Here is an 18,979-nt window from a genome sequence, read left to right as displayed (position 1 = left end):
GAAAAATGCGTCCTGCTGCTGTGCCTTCACCGGCCACACTAGGCCTTACTCGCCCGCATGCTGCCCAGGATATTGAGCAGCTGGGGTGGAAGAATCCGGAATCGGTGGATCTGTTGTGGACCCTCGCTGCCGTGGGCGACCCTGACCTGGCTCTCAATAACCTGATCCGCATCTATGAACAAGCCCCTGAGCTCGATGATGCCGTGCGTTCCAATGAAACTCTGCGCGTGCGCCTCTTCGCACTACTGGGTGCGTCGACTGCCTTTGGCGATCACCTCGCGGCGCACCCTGAGCTGTGGCGAGAACTAGAAAAACCTCTTCCACAGTCTGAAGAGATGCTGCAAAGCCTGCTCGGTGCCGTCGATGCCGAGCCCGCGGACTTTGCGGAGGACATTGACCGTCCCGATCCGGCGCGCAAAGACTTGAGCGCGCCGGGCACCTACCGCGCCGGCGAGGGGGAGCATAAGCAGGCGCTGCGCACGACGTACCGCACTTTGATGATGCGCATTGCCGCCTGCGATGTGGCGGGTACCTTCCATTCACGCAAGGGCCAGACCAAGCTGCAGCCGGAGGTAGGATTTCGCCAGATTACGGCGCTGACCACCGCGCTTGCCGACGCCGCCTTGACCGCCTCCCTTGCCTGTGCCGTGCGCACCATTTACGGCGATGCCCCCTTGGATGCACAGCTGGCTGTCATGGCGATGGGCAAGTGCGGCGCAGGCGAGCTGAACTATATTTCCGATGTGGACGTCATCTTCGTCGGCAGCGAGGCAACCCCTCGAGCCACGCGGCTGGCGGCGGAGTTTAATCGCATTGGATCCACCACCTTCTTCGAGGTGGATGCGAACCTGCGCCCCGAGGGAAAGTCAGGCGCATTGGTGCGCACCTTGGAATCTCACGTGGCCTACTACAAGCGGTGGGCGGAGACGTGGGAATTCCAGGCGCTCCTTAAAGCGCGCGCTATGACCGGCTACCTCCCGCTAGGCCAGGACTATTTGGACCAGATCCGACCGATGGTGTGGACGGCGTCGCAGCGCGAGTCCTTTGTTGAGGACGTACAGGCCATGCGCCGCCGCGTGCTGGCCAATGTTCCCGAGGAGCTCAAGCACCGCGAGCTCAAGTTGGGCGTGGGCGGCCTGCGCGATATCGAATTTGCTGTCCAGCTCCTGCAGTTGGTCCATGGTCGCTCCGATGAGACGCTGCGCGCGCTTTCCACGGTGGAGGCGCTGGAGGCGCTGATTTCAGCGGGGTACGTCGGCCGCGAGGACGGCACCCAGCTCATTGAAGCCTATGAGTTTCTGCGCCTGCTCGAGCACCGCCTGCAATTAGAGCGCTTCCGCCGCACGCACACGCTGCCGGAAAAGGACGATGAAGAGGGAATGAAATGGCTGGCGCGCATCGCCGGCTTTTATCCACAGGGCACCAAGTCGGCGGCCGAGCGCATGCTGTCGCACCTGCGCCGTATCCGCCTGCGGATCTCCGAGCTGCACTCGCGCCTGTTCTACCGGCCGCTGCTTAATTCCGTGGTCACCATGTCCGCCGATGAGCTCAAGCTTTCGCCGGAGGCCGCCAAGCTGCAGCTGGCCGCGTTGGGCTATAACCACCCCGAGCGCGCATTCGAGCACCTGACCTCCTTGGCGGCGGGAACCTCGCGCAAGGCACGCATCCAAGCGATTTTGCTGCCAACCTTGATGGAATGGCTGGCTGATACCGCAGACCCCGATATGGGCCTGTTGAATTATCGCAAGCTCTCGGAGGCCGCGAACGATAGGTCGTGGTTCTTGCGCATGCTGCGCGATGAAGGAATTGTGGGCCAGCGGCTCATGCATATCCTGGGTACCTCGCCGTTTACCTCTGATCTGATTATTAGCGCACCGGATTCGGTCAAGCAGCTTTCCGACGGCGCCACTGGCCCCAAATTGCTAGAAACCAAGCCCGAACAGGTTTCCAAGGCGCTAGTTAATTCCAGCAAGCGCCACGCCGACCCGGATAAAGCGGTGGCGGTGGCGCGCTCGTTGCGCCGAGTGGAGCTGGCCCGCATCGCCAGTGCGGATTTGCTGGGCTTCATGCCGGTCAAGCAGGTATGTCATGAGCTATCCACAATTTGGGATGCCGTCCTTGAGGCTGCACTTCGCGCCGAGGTGCGCGCGTGGCGCCTTGCCAACGAAGATGCAGAGCCGCCAGCGCGCATCGCCGTCATTGGCATGGGCCGCTTGGGAGGCATGGAGCTGGGATTTGGCTCAGATGCGGATGTGCTTGTGGTGGCAGAACCCAGCGAACCGGCCGATGACTCTGGTGCGGAAGGGGAGGCCGTGAAGTGGGCCATCGGGATCGTCGATAAGCTTCGGCGCCGCCTGTCTAAGCCTTCAGGCGACCCACCACTGGACGTCGATTTGGGCCTGCGCCCGGAGGGCCGTTCTGGTGCGGTGGCACGCACCATCTCCTCCTATGAGCGCTACTACCGCGAGTGGGGCGAGTCGTGGGAGCTGCAGGCTTTGTTGCGCGCGGCCTTCGTGGCTGGCGATAGGGAAGTAGGCGAGCGATTTATATCCATGGTCGATAGCTTCCGCTACCCAGAAGGCGGCGCGAGCGCCTCGACCATTCGCGATATCCGGCGCATGAAGGCGCGCGTGGACAATGAGCGTCTGCCGCGCGGTGCGGACCGTAATACTCATACCAAGTTGGGGCGCGGTGCGCTCTCAGATATTGAATGGACTGTGCAGCTCCTGACCATGATGCATGCCCACGAGTATGCCCAACTGCACGATCCGTCCACACTGCGCGTGCTCGATGCCTTAGAGGAGAACGCAATCTTGTCTGCCGAGCAAGTCTCGGATCTGCGCGAGGCCTGGCTTATGGCTACCGACGCCCGCAATGCATTGGTGCTCGTGCGCGGCAAGCGCGTCGACCAGTTGCCCGGGCCCGGCCCGCAGCTGGCCCAGGTAGCCGGTGCCGCCGGCTGGCCGCCGGAGGAGAACCAAGAGTTTTTAGAAAACTATCTGAAACTTACCCGCCATGCCCGGAAGGTTGTAGATGAGGTCTTCTGGGGCGAGGAGGAATCCTTCGAGCATTCTTAGAGTTAGCCTTGAAAGTCCCCGATGTGCGCATTGTGGCCTTACTTTTTGCACTTTCGGACTCTAAAGTGGGATGGGAATAGGAAAGGACTGGCTAGTTATGTCTTTTAAGCTGCAACTCGATGTGGACAACGCCACGGTGGGCGAACTATCCGCGCTGCTTTCCGCGGCGCGTGCCGCGGGCGTGCGCGACGGTGACGCTCTCCACCTTGATGGCACCACCTTGACCATCGAGGTCTCCACGCCGCGGGAGGAAAAGCCAGTGCCGCCGCGGCCAGAATCAGCACCGCACAATTCCCGCCAGGCCCCTCGCTCGTGGGGGCGCGCCGACCGCATAGGAGAGGCCACCATCCGCTCCATCATCGACGCCCTCAATGATCGCGGCGAGAACCCCCGCGGCAATGACTACGGTTCCTTTGGCGATGGCGCTGGTTACCATGGCTAAAATCAGCGGAGTGTATCGACATAAGCTCATCTACCTGTGGGCCTTTGTAGCCGTGGCCGTCATCGTGGCTATCGCTGTCGGGGTGTGGGCTACCAATCGCGATAATCCCCCCAAGGGGACGAAGACGGTGGGCGAGGCCGTGGCTGGTGGCGTGGTTCAGGAAGACATGCCCGCACAGGTCAATGGTGACATCAAGGCCGATGATTCCACCGACGCCAACCGCGTGACCTCCCTGGCGAAGGCGCTGGGCATCCCGCTCAATTCCGTCCCGCGGGATATTACCCAGACGGAAAACGGCAAATCCGATGTGCGCGTCTACCTCGAGCGCGAGCTCAACAGTGCGGTGGAGTCTGGTGACATCAGCGAATCAGATGAAAAGGCAGTCCTCGTAGCATTTGAGCGAGGCCTTGTGATGCCGGCCAGCGATGGCATCGTGGCCGAGAGCTATCCAGCAAACTAGCCCTTTATTTCCTCGCGAACTGGGCGCGAAAATTCAGGCAACCCGCAGCTAGGCGGCATGGCCTTGGCAGTAACTCTTCCTAAGGTAAAACATCACAAATTGGTAACGGGCAGGGTGCTCGGTGCCGAAGCCTCTGGAGGAGACTATGACTTTCAAGACCACGCTGTCGACCGCGGCGGGAGTACTCGCCGCCATTGCCATCCCCATCACCGGCGGGGTAGGGGTGGCTTATGCCGTCAATACCGTGCCGGCCGATACCATCGCCCAGTCAGTTCCGGCCGGCGACTTGGGTGGCCACCTGAAAAACTTTGGCGCGGCGGCAGCGCAGGAAGATGCGCTGCGCGTACTCGATGAACTGAATTAACCTAGGGCCCATGCTGGTTGATGCCCTAAGCCTGAAGTTTAAGCCTGATGACTACCGCGCCGAGCTGCCCGTCTTCGACTATTTAGCTGATTTGGGCAGCTTCAAGCTGCGAAGCCCCGTCACCGTCTTTGTAGGAGAAAACGGCATTGGTAAATCGAGCTTGCTCGCTGGCGTGGCTAGCGATTTGGGCTGTTCACCTGCGGGCGGCCGGATGGACGACCCAGATGAAATCGTTCCTCGTAGCCCCATTCGCTGCGATACAGAGGAAGTTATCCAGCGCGCCTACTTCTTGCGCGCCGAAAAGCACGAGTACTTGATTGGACGTGGGGATTCAGCGGCCGAACGTGGCGGCCGTTCGACTCTTTCTCAGAATGTGGATTTGTCCCGCCGCTCGCACGGACAATCCGTCTTCGACCTGCTTTACGAGCACATCAATGGCCAAGGCGTGTACATCCTTGATGAGCCAGAATCAGGGCTGTCCGTTATCCGGCAACTAGCCCTCGTAGGGGAAATTGCCCTAGCGGTTGACCGCGGCGCGCAAGTCATCATCGCCACGCACTCGCCGATTCTTCTTGCCTGCCCTGGTGCGGACATTGTGGAGCTCAACGATACTGGCTTTGAACGCATCGCCTTCGATGAAGCGGAAGCCGTGGCGGCTACTCGGGAGCTTTTGGCAGACCCTGAGGGGACCATTCGCTTTATCCTCAACCCGGAGTAAACATCCGAGGGCTTTTAGGAAACCTCCACGATGGTGACAGAAGGCCCGTCTTCGCCGGCGCGGCGGCGAAGGAAGTGGGTGATGACCACGCCAATCATGCCTACTACCCAAACGGCTAGCACCGCAGCCGCGGCGGCAGTGAAATCCGGCATGGAGTAATCAGGGGCGTCGGAGGAGTGGTCCAAGACCATGCCGAAGAGCTGCGCACCCAACATGCCGGAGGTAAACCCGCCCATATTGCCTAGGCCCGTAGCGGTGGCCACCACGGAGCGGTCCATGCGCTCACGCACGATATCGAAGCCATAGTTGGCCGTTGGCGTGCAGAGCGCAGTAATGAAGGACACCACCAAAATTGCGGCCAAACCGCTGTCGGTGCCAAAGGCAAAGAAAAGCAACCACGCAAGTACGTGAACCGCGACAAACCCGAGGCTAAGCCATGGGCGGACATGCTGCGCGCGGGAGGAAATCTTGCCGTGCAAGGGGCCAACGAAGACCAAGAACACCGCCAGCAAGGTGAGCACCAGGCTGGACTTGGCCTTGGACATCTCCATGCCCTGCGTCATCATGGGCATGCCCCACAGCATGACAAAGACGATGAGCGGGAGCATGCCGATGTAGTGGATGAAGTAAGCCTGCCAGGCCACCGGGGAGCGGAATACCACTTTCAGGCGGGCCGGGATGCTGGTGGCCTGCGAGTTGGGTGGTTCCTTCTCCGTGGGGATAATGCCCAACTTCTCTGGTGAGTCTGCTACCGCCACGATGGCGGCGATGGCTACCAGGATGCCTACCGCGCCAAGGGTGACGAAGGCGGCGGTCCAGCCGGCCGCACCCAGCAACCACAGGAAGGGAACCGCGGAAATGAACTGGCCCATCTGCCCCAGCGACGACGTCACCTGGGTAAACATAGGCGTACGGTGCAGCGGGAACCAATAGGGCAGGATGCGCATCACGGAGAGAAATGCCGTGGCATCGCCCGCGCCGATGAGCACGCGCGCGGCAATGGCAACGCCATAGCTGGTGGTAAAGCCCAGCACCACTTGGCCCACACCCATAATAACGGCGCCGACCACGAGGAGTAGGCGGGGGCCAAATTTATCAATCAAGATGCCGGTGGGGATTTGGGCTAGGGCGTACACGCCCAACTGCACAGAGGTAAAGACTGCGATACGACCGGCGTCGACATCGAAGCGCTCAATGGCATCCAAACCAGCCACACCGAAAGAGGTACGGCCGGTAATCGCTACGAGGTAGACCGCCATGGCGGCTACCCAAATGCTTAAAGCCTGAGTGGTAATGACTTCTCTGGGATTCGGCTGCGACATGGCTGATACCTTACGCCTTAACTACTAAGATTCTTTTGTGTGAAGTACATTTCGACCCGCGATACCGCCCGTCAGCCCGCATCTTTTACAGATATTCTCCTCGGCGGGCTTGCCCCCGATGGCGGTTTATACCTGCCGGAGAGCTACCCACAGCTAGATTCCGCCACTTTAAATTCATGGCGCAGGCTCCTAGCGGACAAAGGCTACGCGGCGCTTGCGGCCGAGGTACTTAAGCTTTTCATTGACGATATTCCAGCGCAAGACATCGAGGCCATCGCCGCCCGCGCCTATACCAGCCCTAAGTTCGCGGACCCGGAAATCGTTCCCGTCACCGAACTAGGCGAGGGCCTTTTCATCGGCCATCTATCCGAAGGGCCAACTGCAGCATTTAAGGACATGGCCATGCAGCTTTTGGGTGAGCTCTTTGAATATGAGCTCGCCCGCCGCGGCGAGACCCTCAATATTCTGGGCGCTACTTCCGGCGATACGGGGTCCTCTGCAGAGTATGCGATGCGCGGGCGCCATGGCATTCGCGTCTTTATGCTCACCCCAGCCGGCCGGATGACGGCCTTCCAACAGGCGCAGATGTTTGGGCTGGATGACCCGAATATCTTCAACATCGCTCTCGATGGCGTCTTCGATGATTGCCAGGATGTGGTCAAGGCGGTATCGGGAGATGCTGATTTTAAGGCCGCCTACCGCATCGGCGCGGTCAATTCCATTAACTGGGCACGGCTGATGGCCCAGGTGGTCTACTACATCTCCTGCTGGCTCAAGGTCACCGAAACCGCCGATCAGAAGGTTTCCTTTAGTGTTCCCACCGGTAACTTTGGCGATATCTGCGCCGGCCACATCGCTCGCCAGATGGGCCTTCCCATTGATCGCCTCATCGTGGCCACCAATGAGAACGACGTACTGGATGAGTTCTTCCGCACCGGCAACTATCGGCCGCGCCCAGCCGCAGAGACCATGGCAACCTCTTCGCCGTCGATGGATATTTCGCGCGCCTCGAACTTTGAGCGCTTTGCGTTTGACTTGCTCGGCCGCGATGCAGCCGAAACCGCGGAGCTTTTCGGCACTAAGGTGAAAGAGGGCGGCTTTAGCATCGACCAGGAGAAGATTGCCACTGCCCGCGAAGACTATGGTTTCCTGTCTGGTTCTTCCAGCCATGCCGATCGCCTAGCCACCATCAAGGACGTGCACGAGCGCTTTGATTACCTGGCGGATCCGCACACGGCCGACGGCATCAAGGTGGCCCGCGGCGCACAGCGCGAGGGCGTAGAAACGCCAATCGTGTGTCTAGAGACTGCGCTGCCGGTGAAGTTTGCTGAGACCATCACGGAAGCCATCGGCTCCGCCCCCGAGCCGCCCGAACGCTTTGCCGGCATCCTCGATACTGAGCGGCACGTCAAGGACTTGCCTAATGATGCCGCGGCGGTCAAGGATTACATCACCACGTCGATTCAGAAAACGGAGGTTTAGACCATGGCCCTAGAAAATTTTGCCGGCCCGGAACACTACACCGAGTTTGATCCGGAAAAGTTCATCCGCGATCTCAAAGCCCAGGCGGAGATGGATGCGGAAGAAGAGAACAAGGACAACGTCGGGGATGCGGACGCGGAGAGCAACTAGCGTCTTTGTAGCGTGCACGGCCGCGTTCCTTGCGGCCTGCAGCCCGGTGCGGGGTGGGGAAGAGCCAAGTTTCTCCGCCCTGTCTTCTAAAAACCTCATTCCCAATGAGTCCTATTCCCCGGCCACGGCGCCGCTCGCTCCGGGCACCGCCTTGGATCTCTCCGGCGATGAACCGCAGCCGGGTGCCTACTTCAACTACCAGTCTTGCACCGCGGCGTGGTCATTTACGCTTGCCGACGCCCGCACGATCGCCGTCACCGCTTCCCATTGCGGCAAACCCGGCGATAAGGTCTGGGCCGGCACTGCCGACGGCGACTTTAGCTACCCCGCCGAGCCTATCGGCGAGGTCATCTACTCTGATTTTTATGCCGAAGACAGCCACGACCTCGATGTGGCCTTTATCGAGATCACCGGCAGCGCTGACTACTACGTCCCCGGTGCGGTAGAAAATAGCGTCGCCACGTCCTTGGCTCACCTGCCGCTTCATATGTGCAAGCTTGGCCGCGTGACTGATGAGACCTGTGGCACGCTTATCCATGGTGCGGCGATGGCGCAGCTGAACTCGGGGGAACTCCAGCGGGATTCGATCGCCGCTAGGGCGCGCGTATGCAGTACCAATGGCGACTCCGGTGGTCCGGTGTATGGCGAAGTAGAAGGAGAACAAACCATCGTGGGAGTGGTCTCCGGAACGACGCAACGCCTCGAAGAAGGCCACACCTGCGAGACCACGCAGACGGACATGGAGCTGTCTTTCACGTTGGCCACCGATATTCAGGTTCTAGCCAAAGAGGTCTTGGGACCCATGGCCTAAGTGCGCCGCACTGGTCTACGCTAGGTGGCATGCCGACTCCAGATTTTATTGTTCAGCTGCGCGAAAAGATTGGCCACGATCAGATCTTTGTGCCAGCCTGCAGCGCCATCATCATCCGCGATGTTCCGGCAGACGCCGCGCTGTGGGAAGTCCCCTCCGTACTGCTAGTAAAGCGCTCCGATAACGGTACGTGGACCCCGGTGGAAGGAATCTGCGAGCCAGGCGAGGAAATTACTACCACCGCGCTGCGAGAAATCAAAGAGGAAGTCGGTCTCGACGCTAAGGTGGAAGCGCTATTGGGCGTGGGACAGTCCGGCCCCGTGACCTACCCCAACGGGGATGAGTGCACCTTTATGGGAACCGCACTGCGCGTATCAGTAGCGGAAGGCGCAGAGCCGGTCATTAGCGACGAAGAAAATACCGAGGCTGGGTGGTTCTCCGTGGCGAAGCTTCCCGATAGCGTGTCGCGCCGCCACCGCCTCATGATTGCCGACGCCGTAGCCCAAATGAAGCATCCCCGCGGCTTTGCCCCGCGCATGGGCTGGATGAAGCGCAGCGAACGACCGGGGCTCTAGGGCTAGTCTTCTGCGGCGTCGGCAAGCAGCCCGCACAACTGCTGCGGATTCTGGGCGGCGATGAGTTCTTGTGCAATGCCAGCGCGCGCATCGGCCATGTCGTCCTTGCTGCCGCAGGAAATCACGGTATCGCTGATAGTAAGCAAGAGCTTCCCGCGCCGGGCTAGGTCATAAAGGAGCGGGCAGTCCTGTGCGCCCCAGCGCCATGCAGTGGCGTAGAAGTCCCGCGCGCCTGAGCCAAGCCAGGACGTCTCCAAGAGCAGGCGGCCGCGGCGCAGGTAGATGCCGTCTCGCTGCAGGCTGGCGAGTACGTCTCTCACCGCAGCCAGGTTGGCGCGATCCCAAGCGATGAAGGTGATGGGGGAGCAGCTAAGCATCAGCGGCGCCGGCGACAGTTACCATCTGCGCGGCCGCCGGAATAGGCGCGCACGGAATTCTCGCCGCCCTCGGGCCCCAAGTCATCTATGCCCCAGGAATCTTCCGCATAGATTGCGTATTCCCTGCTCCAGTGCTCGCGTCGCGGTCGCGCCTCACGCGTGCGGCGGCCTTTGCGGCGCTTTCCTCGTTTGAAGCTGGCGTCTCGCATAGTGGCTGCGCCTCCTTGCTACCTGTTGGGCCCAGACTTAATAAGTGGCTCTTCAGGGCCGGTTTCCTTCTTTCCTTCCCACACCCAGCTGAGGAAGCGGGTGGAGCACAGCATCCAGTGTGCGGTGAGGAGGACGGGGATGGTGAGCGCAATGGCGTCGATAAGCTCGGAGCCATTGACTAATGCCAGCTGGTGGCCGCCCATGCTCACGGTTCCCGGCGGGAACGTGCAAGACCACCACGCCGGGGAGTACGGAACCCACCGAGCCACATTGGGATAGAAGGTAAACATCGCGTAGATGGACAGTGGAATGGCGATGATAAGGGCCGTAACGCCGTAATAGATGGACACCGTGCCGGGGAAGAGAATCTGCATTGCCGTGGTGGACTGGCCCACCACGCCTAGCGGGACCCATGCGGTGGCTGATTTGGCGCCGGTGAAATCCACCTTGCCGTGCCATGCCGCCCAGTACACGCGGGCGAAGGTGGGCACCGCCGTCACCAGGGACATGAAGAAAAATACCGTACCCATCACGTGGTAGAGCGGGCCGTAATCATTAGCCAGCCAACCGGAAACGGAAGCCGAAATCATAGGGCCGACCAGCGGCAGGCCCCAGGTGAACTTCGGCTCGCCATGAAAGCGCGTGAGCTGGATAGCCCACGTAATAACCGTAACCGGGCCACCGATCCAAAAGCCCACGAGACGGAAGGTAGGGATATCCGTCAGACCGGAAAGCGCGGCACCGAGCGCCAAGATTCCGATGAAAAACATCGACCACTCCGCCATAGTGGTGCGCTCAAAGCTGGGGTGGCGGTAGCGCAAGAAGCCCGCGGTGAGAACGACAAAGATGACGCACGCGATGGCGGCAAAAATGCCGGCCAGGATCATCATGCCTTCTTCCACGAGCAGGCGCGAGACGATGGAGGTGCCCATGAGGCTGCCTCCCCACGCGGGGCCAGGGGCTGGGAGTTGGCGGAATCTATTAGTCACACCCACATGTTAATTTCTTTCGGTCGGGTTATCAGAATTTTGCTGTCGTTTTTGCTGGTGAGAACTCTCGCTAAGCGTGCATTTAGGGGCGGGGGTCAAACCCACGTGAATGTGTGTCTGGGGTCGCAAGAAAAGGGCTGGAATACCATTGCGTGTTCATACAGCAAGGAGGCTATGAATGATGAGGATTCGCTATACCTTGGTGGAAATCCGGATTTCGTTCGACCAGCTTCATATACTCATCCAAAAATCCAACCCACGAATTTGTAAGGAAGAGAAAGTTATCAAGGGCTACAATTACTGCTAGTAGCGAGTTCTCGCCGTAATTTTGACCTAAAACTTTCTCAGCACGCCGCTTCGTAGCATTGGATACTGCAGGTTGGTCCAAGACGAAACTGTTCCATAACCGAGCTGAGTGAGCGCACTTATTTCTCACGAATGTAAAAGAGCGCAATTGGCGCGCCAAATATTGTTTCTTTACGCCAAGAATGGAACAAGTCTTTGCGTAAACCTGGTTGTGGTCGTTTCGGAAGCTTATCGCTTTCGACAACGTACCAAAGGACAATGCCTCGACGGCCACCCAAATTGGAACATCGTAAACCCACCTTTCAGTGTCGGACCCTGAGTCCTTTTGGTATTTATGGAGGTATGGTTCCTTAGACCGCTTGAGCTCACTGATAATTAGATCGTGTGTGGGCCGCATGGCCGGACTTGGTGGGCGCCGGTAAGCAGTGGGCTGAAGATACTTCTCATAAGGAGAATGGATTTCACCTTCGCTGAGCGCAAAGGCCGTCCTGGCAGCAAGCTCTGCTTCTTGGAGCCCGCGGAGAAGAAGAGAACGAAGTTCGATGTCCAACCGGTAGATATTAACTATTTCATCCCACTGGGTGCCAGGAAAGAATCTGGCTTCGTCACCGGCTATGTCTTCTTGGAAGTACCGCATGTAGCCCGAAAAGCGGTAGTAATTTTGACGCTCAAGGAAATCTTTAGCAGATTTTTCGGAAGGAAGGGTTAACCCACGGCGTTGAATTAAACTAACTTGTTCTTCAATGCTAAGGAACTTCTTCCTGCGGTTCATTGCTTCAGAATAGCAAAGCCCCCCTCTCATATTGAGCTGTTCCTATGGGAAGCTTGGAGGGGGTATCGATTGACTAAAGTATAGCGCAAAATGCGCAATCTTAGTAATCATTTGCGCAAGGTTTTGCTCAAGTGCCATGCATCTGAAAACGCTGCGATAGTCAAACAACAAGGAGTGGGGCACCGCCAAGAACCGAGGGCGCTTGTCAATGTTGGGTGCAAAACTTCTGAAGCCAAAGTGCACATAGATCTGCAAGGCCCCCAATCGGCACTCAGCAATTAGGGAGCCTAGGAAGGCGGAAAGCCGGTGGCGAGAGGGGGCGTCGGCAAGCGTAGCTCTAGCAGTCGTAGTACATTTCAAATTCCTGCGGGGTAGGACGCAGGCGAACCGGGTTGATCTCGTTCTCGTACTTGTAGTTGATGTAGGTCTCGATGAGATCCTCGGTGAAGACATCGCCTTCGGTGAGGAAGTCCATATCCTCCTGCAGGGCCTTCAAGGAAGCCTCGAGGGAGGTCGGTGCCTGCGGGATGGACTCAGCCTCTGCCGGCGGCAGCTCGTAGAGGTCCTTATCAACTGGAGCGTGCGGCTCAATGCGGTTCTTTACGCCGTCGATGCCGGCCATCATCATGGCGGCAAAGCCCAAGTACGGGTTGCCGGATGGGTCCGGTGCGCGGAACTCGATGCGCTTGGCCTTCGGGTTGGAACCGGTAATCGGGATACGGATAGCGGCCGAGCGGTTGCGCTGGGAGTACACCAGGTTGATCGGAGCCTCGAAGCCTGGCACCAGGCGGTGGTAGGAGTTCAGCGTCGGGTTGGTGAACGCAAGAACTGCACCGGCGTGGTGGAGGATACCGCCGATGTAGTAGCGGGCGATATCGGAAAGGCCTGCGTAGCCAGCCTCATCGTGGAAGAGAGGCTTGCCGTCCTTCCACAGGGACATGTGGGCGTGCATGCCGGAACCATTATCGCCAGCCAGCGGCTTAGGCATGAAGGTTGCGGTCTTGCCCCACTGTGCCGCGGTCTGCTTGACCACGTACTTGAAGGTCTGGATGTCATCGCCCGCGTGCAACATGGAGTTGAAGCGGTAGTTGATCTCATTCTGGCCGGCACCGACCTCGTGGTGGAAGCGCTCGACATCGAAGCCAACCTTCTGCAGGTTCTCTACCATGGCGTCGCGCACCTCACCGTGCTTGTCATACGGCGCGGTGGGGAAGTAGCCGCCCTTCATACGGGTCTTGTAGCCGGTGTTCGGGGTGCCGTCGAAGTTGGTTTCGCTATCGCGGTTCCACCAACCCTCATCGGAATCCACCTCGTAGAAGCCGTGCTGTACGTCGGTGCCAAAGCGCACGGAGTCAAAGAGGTAGAACTCGGCCTCAGCGCCAAAGTTGCAGGTATCGGCAATGCCGGTGGACTGCAGGTACTCTTCTGCCTTGCGCGCGATGTTGCGTGGGTCGCGGGAGAAAGGCTCAAAGGTAAATGGGTCGTGGACGAAGAACTTGATGTTCAGGGTCTTGGCCGTGCGGAACGGATCGATATGCGCGGTGGCTGGATCCGGCAGCAGGGTCATATCGGACTCATCGATGGTGGTGAATCCGCGGATAGAGGAGCCGTCGAAAGCGAGGCCGCTTTCGGCATCTTCTACGGTGAACTCATCTGCTGGGATGGAAAAGTGGTGCTCGGTGCCTGGGACGTCCGTAAAGCGGATATCGACGAACTTTACGTCCTCGTCCTTAATAAATTGGACGATGTCCTGCACTGTCTCGAAAGACACGTTTGTCTCCTCGTTGTTGACCGGTGAATTGTCTCTCTATAGCCTACTAGGTTCGCACCCGAGGCATCGCGATTCCCCTCGTTTCACATCTCACTTTGTGCCCGCTAGATTGGTGAGCATGGCAGATAAGCGTACGTGGCTCGACGGGCCGAATATTCCGGGCGAATACGATGACATGGAAGGCCCCGGCCGCTGGCCGGGCGAAAAGCTCGGCCTTCCGGAGTCCGGGCCGGGGTCACTGGCCCCCGTTGGCCGCCGCGCCGGCGCCGTGGCCATTGACTGGATCGTGTGCATGCTCATTGCCAACCTGATCCACATGTTCACCACGGAACTTGGTGGCGTGGCCTTCTTGGGCTACGCCCTGTGGGTCATCATGGGAATCGTGTGTGGTTGGCTCTTTGCCCGCACCCCCGGCATGCTGCTGCTGGGGATGGGCGTGGCGCGACTCGATGTCCCCGGTGCCCACGTGGGCCTATGGCGCGCGGCGTTGCGCACAGTGCTTACCGGTGTGCTGTTCCCAGCGGCCATGGTTGATGCGGATGGACGCGGCATGCACGACCGCGCCACCGGCACCATCGTCATTCGCTCCTAAGGTGCCCGACTTTTCTGGGTATAAGAAAATCCCTGCTACGCCGTAGACGGTGTAGCAGGGATTCGCTTTAGGCGCCCTACTTATTCTTTTTGCGCTGCTGGGCGCGGCGCATGCGGCGATTCATGCCGGCCATGTTCTGCGCCTGGTGGGGCGTTGGACCCTTGGGCATACCTGGGGTGGTACCCGGCATGGAATCCATGGCCTCGATGCGACGGATGTTTTCGTAGGTTTCGTTCTTATTGAAGTTGCGTGGCAGCTTCATGACCTTATTGCGCAGCTTGGATACGGGAACCTCGTCCTCGCCGTTGCCCACGAAGATTTCGTAGATGGGAACGCCGCCGGCGATCTTGTCTACACGCTTCTTCAGCTGGTTCAAGGTGGGGCGTACGCGGTTCTTATTGCCCTCGCACACGAAGATGACGCCGGCGTTGCCGATGACGCGGTGGATAAGATCCTGCTGGCGGGTGGCGGCCACACCGGTCTTGACGGACCATACGATGCCCACGGTATTGCGCAGCTGCTGCTCCAGCGCCCAGCCGGCAGCGCCCGGTTGGTCCTCCACGCGCTTGTACATATCGCGTTCAAGGCGGCGGGTAAAGAGGAACATGGCGAGCAGCGCGCCGATGCCCAAGCCGAGGATGAGCATGAACCACTGGCCGCTAAAAAGCAGGCCAATGAGGAAGAAGAGCAAGCCCATGCCCAGGAAGGCACCCAGCATGATGGGGATAAGCGCCTTATCCTGCTTGCGCTGCATATTGAATGCTTGCCACATTTGGGACCAGGTTTGCTTACGCTGCTGGCGCTTGGCCGCGCGTTCTTGCTTCTTTGCAGCCTTTAGTGCTGCCTTGTCATCTTTCGCCATGGCTCCTACTTTAAAGGTCAACGGGCATAAATGTTAAAACGGCCCACGCGAAAAGCGCAGGCCGTTATGAAAACGTTCGGTTTAGCGGATGGTGGCCGCCGCCGAATTCGCATTAGCCGGGGTCTTGGCCATGCGGGTGGTCACGGGAGTCTCTTCCGAGGGGCCGTACTTCTCCAGCAGGGTGGAGGCCTCTTGGGCGGTGGCACCCTGGGAGGTCTCAGCCAGGTGCTTGAGGTTTTCTGGCAGCTCGAAGCCGCGCTTTTCCATGGCCTGCACGTAGAGGCGGCCGGCGCGGTAGGACGAGCGCACCAGCGGGCCGGACATGACGCCGCCGAAGCCGAGCTCCTTGGCCAGCTTGGAATGGGCGACGAATTCCTCTGGGCGCACCCAGCGCTCAATCGGGTGGAAGCGCGGGCCGGGGCGCAGGTACTGGGTGATGGTGATGATATCGCAGCCAGCAGAGCGCAGGTCACGCAATGCTTCCTCGACCTCATCCTCGGTCTCGCCCATGCCCAAAATCAGGTTGGACTTGGTAATCAGGCCATAGTCGTGGGCCTGGCGGATAACGTCCAGGGAACGCTCGTAGCGGAAGGCCGGGCGGATGCGCTTAAAGATGCGCGGCACGGTTTCCAGGTTGTGGGCGAAGACCTCTGGCTTGGCCTCAAAGACCTCTTCCAGAAGGTCCGGCTTGCCAGAGAAGTCCGGGGTGAGGTTTTCCACGCCGGTATGCGGGTTGAGCTCGTGAATCTTGCGCACGACCTCGGCGTAGAGCCAAGCGCCCTCATCAGGAAGATCGTCGCGGGTAACGCCGGTAATGGTGGTGTAGTTAAGGTCCATTTCCCGGATGTTTTCGGCCACGCGGCGCGGCTCGTCGCGGTCTAGTTCTTCCGGCTTGCCGGTGGCAATATCGCAGAAGTCGCAGCGGCGGGTGCACTTATCGCCACCGATAAGGAACGTAGCCTCGCGGGATTCCCAGCACTCGTGGATATTCGGGCAGCCTGCCTCCTGGCACACGGTGTGCAGGGAGGCGCCGGCCACGCGGGACTTCATGTCCTCGTAGCCCGGGCCGGTGCGGACCTGGTTGCGAATCCAGCGTGGCTTTTGTTCGATGGGTGACTCCGCATTCTTCTTTTCAATGCGGAGCATCTTGCGTCCTTCAGGCTTTACAGTCACAAAAACTCACTTTATCGGTTGACGGTGGTGATGGCTAATAGCTCTTCTAGGTATATGTCGCCGCGGTCACATCCTATTCCGCGCCAGCCCCGAACGAGGGCTACTGCTGCGCTTGCCGACGCCTCTCCCGTGCCCTTTCATTAGCCAGCTTCGTGGGATCCGGGGCTGAGCCGAAGGTGTGGTCGGCAACGATGAGGCGGCCCGAGAGGGCGTCGTCCAGCGCTTGCAACAGCGGCTGGGTGGCGTCCTCGAGGCTGACCTGGTGGCCCAGTTCTAGAGACAGGGTGGTCACGTCGGCGTCATCGATGCCACAGGCCACAATGTGGTCGTAATAGTCCAGCGTATTGCAGCAATTGAGCGCCAAGCCGTGCATGGTCACCCCGCGGGTAATGCGGATGCCGAGCGCGGCAATCTTGCGGTCGCGTTTCGGCGCGGATGGATCCTTGGCCTGCGTGGTGGAGGGAACCCAAACGCCCGAGCGGCCGTCGATGCGTCCAGCGGTGGTCACGCCCATCTGGCGGACCGTCTGGATGGTGGCTTCCTCCAAGCGGCGTACATAGTCGACGACGTCGACAGGCTCAGCCAGCTTGATAATGGGGTAGATGACCAACTGGCCCTCGCCATGCCAGGTGATGCGCCCGCCGCGGTCCACGGTGATGACGGGCAGGTCGTTATCGGGCATATCCTCTGGCTGGGTGCGTTTGCCGGCGGTATAGATATTGGGATGCTCAACCACGAGCACCACATCGCCCTGCTCGCCCTTGGCGCGGGCGGCCGCTACCTCGGCCTGGTAGTCCCACGCCTCTTGGTAGTCCATCCGGCCCAAGAACCGGACCTCTAGTGGCTTATCGGAGGCGCGGATAGAGCGCTCGGCGGGGAAGAAAGGATCGCGTGGTGCAGTCATAGCCTCAAAGTTTCCTCTGGTGCGGTAGGCAAAGCAAAGCGGGAGGATGCGCGTGGCACACCCTCCCGCGTGGGGCCGAATTAGTCTAGGCCGTTGGCGGATGCGTAGGCGGCGGCATCCATGAGCTCGCCGGCCTCATCTACCTCGACCTCGAAGAGCCAGCCCTCACCAAACGGGTCGTTGTTGATGACCGCGTAGTCATCGTACACGGCCTCGTTAACGGCCTTGACGGTGCCGGTGACAGGGGAGTAGAGGTCAGAGACGGACTTGGTGGACTCGACCTCACCGCAGGACTCGCCGGCGGTGACGGTGTCGCCCACCTCCGGAAGCTCGGCAAAGACAACCTCGCCCAGGCGATCGGCAGCGACGGAGGTAATGCCGATGCGCACGGTAGCGCCTGCGACGGCGTCAGCGGTGGCGTTGACCCACTCGTGGTCTTCGGAGTAGGAGAAATCTTGTGGAAGGGTAGCCATGGTGGTGTAGTCCTTTCGGGCCGGTGGAAAAGATGTTTACTTGTCGCGCTTGTAGAACGGCAACGCGGTTACTTCAAAAGGATAGCGCTTGCCGCGAATCTCTACTTCGACTTCGGCGCCGGGCTCGAGTTCGGCGCTGGTTTCCAGCAGAGCGATAGCCACTGGGTGCCCCAGGGTGGGGGAAGGCTGGCCGGAGGTGACGGTTCCGACCTTCTTGTCTCCCATGAATACTTCGGCTCCGGCGCGCGCGGCGCGGCGCTGCGTGGAGGTAAGACCCGTGATAGCTACCTGCGGGCCTTCGGCGGCGCGCTGGCGGATGACCTCGGCGCCGACGAAATCGGCCTCCTTCTTGGCAAAAGCACGCGCCATGCCCGCCTCTACCGGGGTGATATCGCGAGAGAGCTCGTTGCCGTAGAGCGGCATGCCGGCCTCGAGGCGCAGGGAATCGCGGGCGGCAAGGCCACACGGCTTAAGGTCGTATTCCGCGCCGGCCTTGAGCAGTTCTTCCCACAGCTGTGGGGCATCGGAGTTATACACGATGAGCTCGAAGCCATCCTCACCGGTGTAGCCGGTGCGCGCGATAATGGCAAAGGTGCGCGCTACCTTGCCCATGGTGGCAGCGTAGTAGCCGAGGTTATACACCTCGTCCTGCTTATTGTCTTCTACCAGCGGGACGAGGATTTCTGCGGCCTTAGGGCCCTGGACGGCGATCATGGCGACGTCACGGGACTCGTTCTTCAGGGAAACATCGAAGCCCTCGGCGCGCTTGTTGAGCTCGTCCCATACGGTATCGGCGTTGCCGGCATTCGGGACGACGAGGAATTTGTCCTCTTCAAAGCGGTAGGTAATCAGGTCATCGATGATGCCGCCGTCTTCAGCGGTAATCATGGAGTACTTGGCCTTGCCCACCTTGAGGGGTTCGAAGTTGGAGATGAAGGCATAGGACAAGAACTTGCCGGCGTCGGCGCCGTTGACCCAAATTTCGCCCATGTGGGATAGGTCAAAGAGGCCAGCGGTGCTGCGCACCGCGCGGTGCTCATCCAGCTCGTTTTGGTACTTCAAGGGCATGTTCCACGGGCCGAAGGCCGTGAAAGTGGCGCCGAGCTTGTCGTGCTCAGCATGGAGCGGGGAGGTGAGTAGTTCGGTCAT

21 protein-coding genes are annotated in these 18,979 nt (G+C 59.9%); 10 read left to right on the top strand and 11 right to left on the bottom strand.

Annotated features, from left to right (window positions below):
* The first annotated feature begins 5 nt into the window (after window positions 1–5).
* From BJ985_RS04770 to BJ985_RS04750, 5 genes are all read left to right on the top strand, one after another.
* A complete protein-coding gene (locus BJ985_RS04770; protein ID WP_179386757.1) occupies window positions 6–3,077 on the top strand; it encodes a bifunctional [glutamine synthetase] adenylyltransferase/[glutamine synthetase]-adenylyl-L-tyrosine phosphorylase in 3,072 nt (1,023 codons plus the stop codon).
* A 97-nt stretch (window positions 3,078–3,174) separates the two neighbouring features.
* A complete protein-coding gene (locus BJ985_RS04765; RefSeq protein WP_179386756.1) occupies window positions 3,175–3,519 on the top strand; it encodes a Cgl2226 family protein in 345 nt (114 codons plus the stop codon).
* 10 nt (window positions 3,520–3,529) lie between these two features.
* Window positions 3,530–3,979, top strand: coding sequence for a hypothetical protein (locus tag BJ985_RS04760; protein ID WP_236587100.1), 450 nt, complete (start codon window positions 3,530–3,532; stop codon window positions 3,977–3,979).
* Between the two features lie 145 nt (window positions 3,980–4,124).
* Complete coding sequence (locus tag BJ985_RS04755) at window positions 4,125–4,343, top strand: hypothetical protein (protein WP_040425194.1); 219 nt, start codon at window positions 4,125–4,127, stop codon at window positions 4,341–4,343.
* 10 nt (window positions 4,344–4,353) lie between these two features.
* Window positions 4,354–5,061 carry an AAA family ATPase gene (locus tag BJ985_RS04750; protein WP_005324405.1) on the top strand — a complete coding sequence of 236 codons (708 nt, stop codon included), beginning with the start codon at window positions 4,354–4,356 and terminating at the stop codon, window positions 5,059–5,061.
* A gap of 14 nt (window positions 5,062–5,075) precedes the next feature.
* On the opposite strand, the gene BJ985_RS04745 is transcribed toward BJ985_RS04750, so the two are convergent.
* A complete protein-coding gene (locus tag BJ985_RS04745; RefSeq protein ID WP_179386755.1) occupies window positions 5,076–6,383 on the bottom strand; it encodes an MFS transporter in 1,308 nt (435 codons plus the stop codon).
* A 39-nt stretch (window positions 6,384–6,422) separates the two neighbouring features.
* On the opposite strand from BJ985_RS04745, the gene thrC reads away from it, so the two are divergent.
* The 4 genes from thrC to BJ985_RS04725 are packed head-to-tail and all read left to right on the top strand — an operon-like array spanning window position 6,423 to window position 9,401.
* Window positions 6,423–7,865 (top strand): threonine synthase, encoded by a 1,443-nt coding sequence (gene thrC, locus BJ985_RS04740; RefSeq protein ID WP_179386754.1) that lies wholly within the window; start codon window positions 6,423–6,425, stop codon window positions 7,863–7,865.
* Window positions 7,866–7,868: 3 nt separating this feature from the next.
* A complete protein-coding gene (locus tag BJ985_RS04735; protein ID WP_179386753.1) occupies window positions 7,869–8,015 on the top strand; it encodes a hypothetical protein in 147 nt (48 codons plus the stop codon).
* Window positions 7,993–8,826 carry a trypsin-like serine protease gene (locus tag BJ985_RS04730; RefSeq protein ID WP_179386752.1) on the top strand — a complete coding sequence of 278 codons (834 nt, stop codon included), beginning with the start codon at window positions 7,993–7,995 and terminating at the stop codon, window positions 8,824–8,826. Before BJ985_RS04735 ends, BJ985_RS04730 begins: the two co-directional genes overlap by 23 nt.
* A gap of 29 nt (window positions 8,827–8,855) precedes the next feature.
* Window positions 8,856–9,401 carry an NUDIX hydrolase gene (locus BJ985_RS04725; RefSeq protein WP_179386751.1) on the top strand — a complete coding sequence of 182 codons (546 nt, stop codon included), beginning with the start codon at window positions 8,856–8,858 and terminating at the stop codon, window positions 9,399–9,401.
* A gap of 2 nt (window positions 9,402–9,403) precedes the next feature.
* Here the strand turns inward: BJ985_RS04725 and BJ985_RS04720 are convergent, their stop codons facing one another.
* From BJ985_RS04720 to glnA, 5 genes are all read right to left on the bottom strand, one after another.
* Window positions 9,404–9,778: a hypothetical protein gene (locus BJ985_RS04720; RefSeq protein ID WP_005324416.1), complete on the bottom strand. Its 375-nt coding sequence runs from the start codon at window positions 9,776–9,778 to the stop codon at window positions 9,404–9,406.
* Window positions 9,778–9,987, bottom strand: a complete 210-nt coding sequence (locus tag BJ985_RS04715; protein WP_005324418.1) for a hypothetical protein — start codon at window positions 9,985–9,987, stop codon at window positions 9,778–9,780. The genes BJ985_RS04720 and BJ985_RS04715 overlap by 1 nt, the downstream gene beginning before the upstream one ends.
* 18 nt (window positions 9,988–10,005) lie before the next feature.
* A complete protein-coding gene (locus BJ985_RS04710; RefSeq protein WP_179386750.1) occupies window positions 10,006–10,977 on the bottom strand; it encodes a TDT family transporter in 972 nt (323 codons plus the stop codon).
* Between the two features lie 172 nt (window positions 10,978–11,149).
* Complete coding sequence (locus tag BJ985_RS04705) at window positions 11,150–12,055, bottom strand: Abi family protein (protein ID WP_179386749.1); 906 nt, start codon at window positions 12,053–12,055, stop codon at window positions 11,150–11,152.
* A 337-nt stretch (window positions 12,056–12,392) separates the two neighbouring features.
* Window positions 12,393–13,826 (bottom strand): type I glutamate--ammonia ligase, encoded by a 1,434-nt coding sequence (gene glnA / locus BJ985_RS04700; RefSeq protein ID WP_179386748.1) that lies wholly within the window; start codon window positions 13,824–13,826, stop codon window positions 12,393–12,395.
* A gap of 118 nt (window positions 13,827–13,944) precedes the next feature.
* Here glnA and BJ985_RS04695 point away from each other — a divergent pair, with 118 nt between their 5' ends.
* Complete coding sequence (locus BJ985_RS04695) at window positions 13,945–14,418, top strand: RDD family protein (protein WP_005328129.1); 474 nt, start codon at window positions 13,945–13,947, stop codon at window positions 14,416–14,418.
* 76 nt (window positions 14,419–14,494) lie between these two features.
* Here the strand turns inward: BJ985_RS04695 and BJ985_RS04690 are convergent, their stop codons facing one another.
* The 5 genes from BJ985_RS04690 to gcvT form a co-directional block, all read right to left on the bottom strand.
* The gene (locus BJ985_RS04690) at window positions 14,495–15,280 is read right to left on the bottom strand and encodes a DUF4191 domain-containing protein (RefSeq protein ID WP_179386747.1); all 786 of its coding nucleotides are present in this window, start codon (window positions 15,278–15,280) and stop codon (window positions 14,495–14,497) included.
* Between the two features lie 81 nt (window positions 15,281–15,361).
* Window positions 15,362–16,426, bottom strand: a complete 1,065-nt coding sequence (gene lipA, locus BJ985_RS04685) for a lipoyl synthase (protein ID WP_005327094.1) — start codon at window positions 16,424–16,426, stop codon at window positions 15,362–15,364.
* A 127-nt stretch (window positions 16,427–16,553) separates the two neighbouring features.
* Window positions 16,554–17,357, bottom strand: a complete 804-nt coding sequence (lipB, locus tag BJ985_RS04680; protein ID WP_179386746.1) for a lipoyl(octanoyl) transferase LipB — start codon at window positions 17,355–17,357, stop codon at window positions 16,554–16,556.
* Between the two features lie 80 nt (window positions 17,358–17,437).
* Window positions 17,438–17,830, bottom strand: coding sequence for a glycine cleavage system protein GcvH (gene gcvH / locus BJ985_RS04675; RefSeq protein ID WP_179386745.1), 393 nt, complete (start codon window positions 17,828–17,830; stop codon window positions 17,438–17,440).
* Window positions 17,831–17,866: 36 nt separating this feature from the next.
* Window positions 17,867–18,979: a glycine cleavage system aminomethyltransferase GcvT gene (gene gcvT, locus BJ985_RS04670; RefSeq protein WP_179386744.1), complete on the bottom strand. Its 1,113-nt coding sequence runs from the start codon at window positions 18,977–18,979 to the stop codon at window positions 17,867–17,869.

It is taken from the genome of Corynebacterium tuberculostearicum (assembly GCF_013408445.1).
In the GTDB taxonomy this organism is placed as follows: Bacteria; Actinomycetota; Actinomycetes; order Mycobacteriales; family Mycobacteriaceae; genus Corynebacterium; species Corynebacterium tuberculostearicum.
This window is presented reverse-complemented; position numbering and strand designations above follow the sequence as displayed.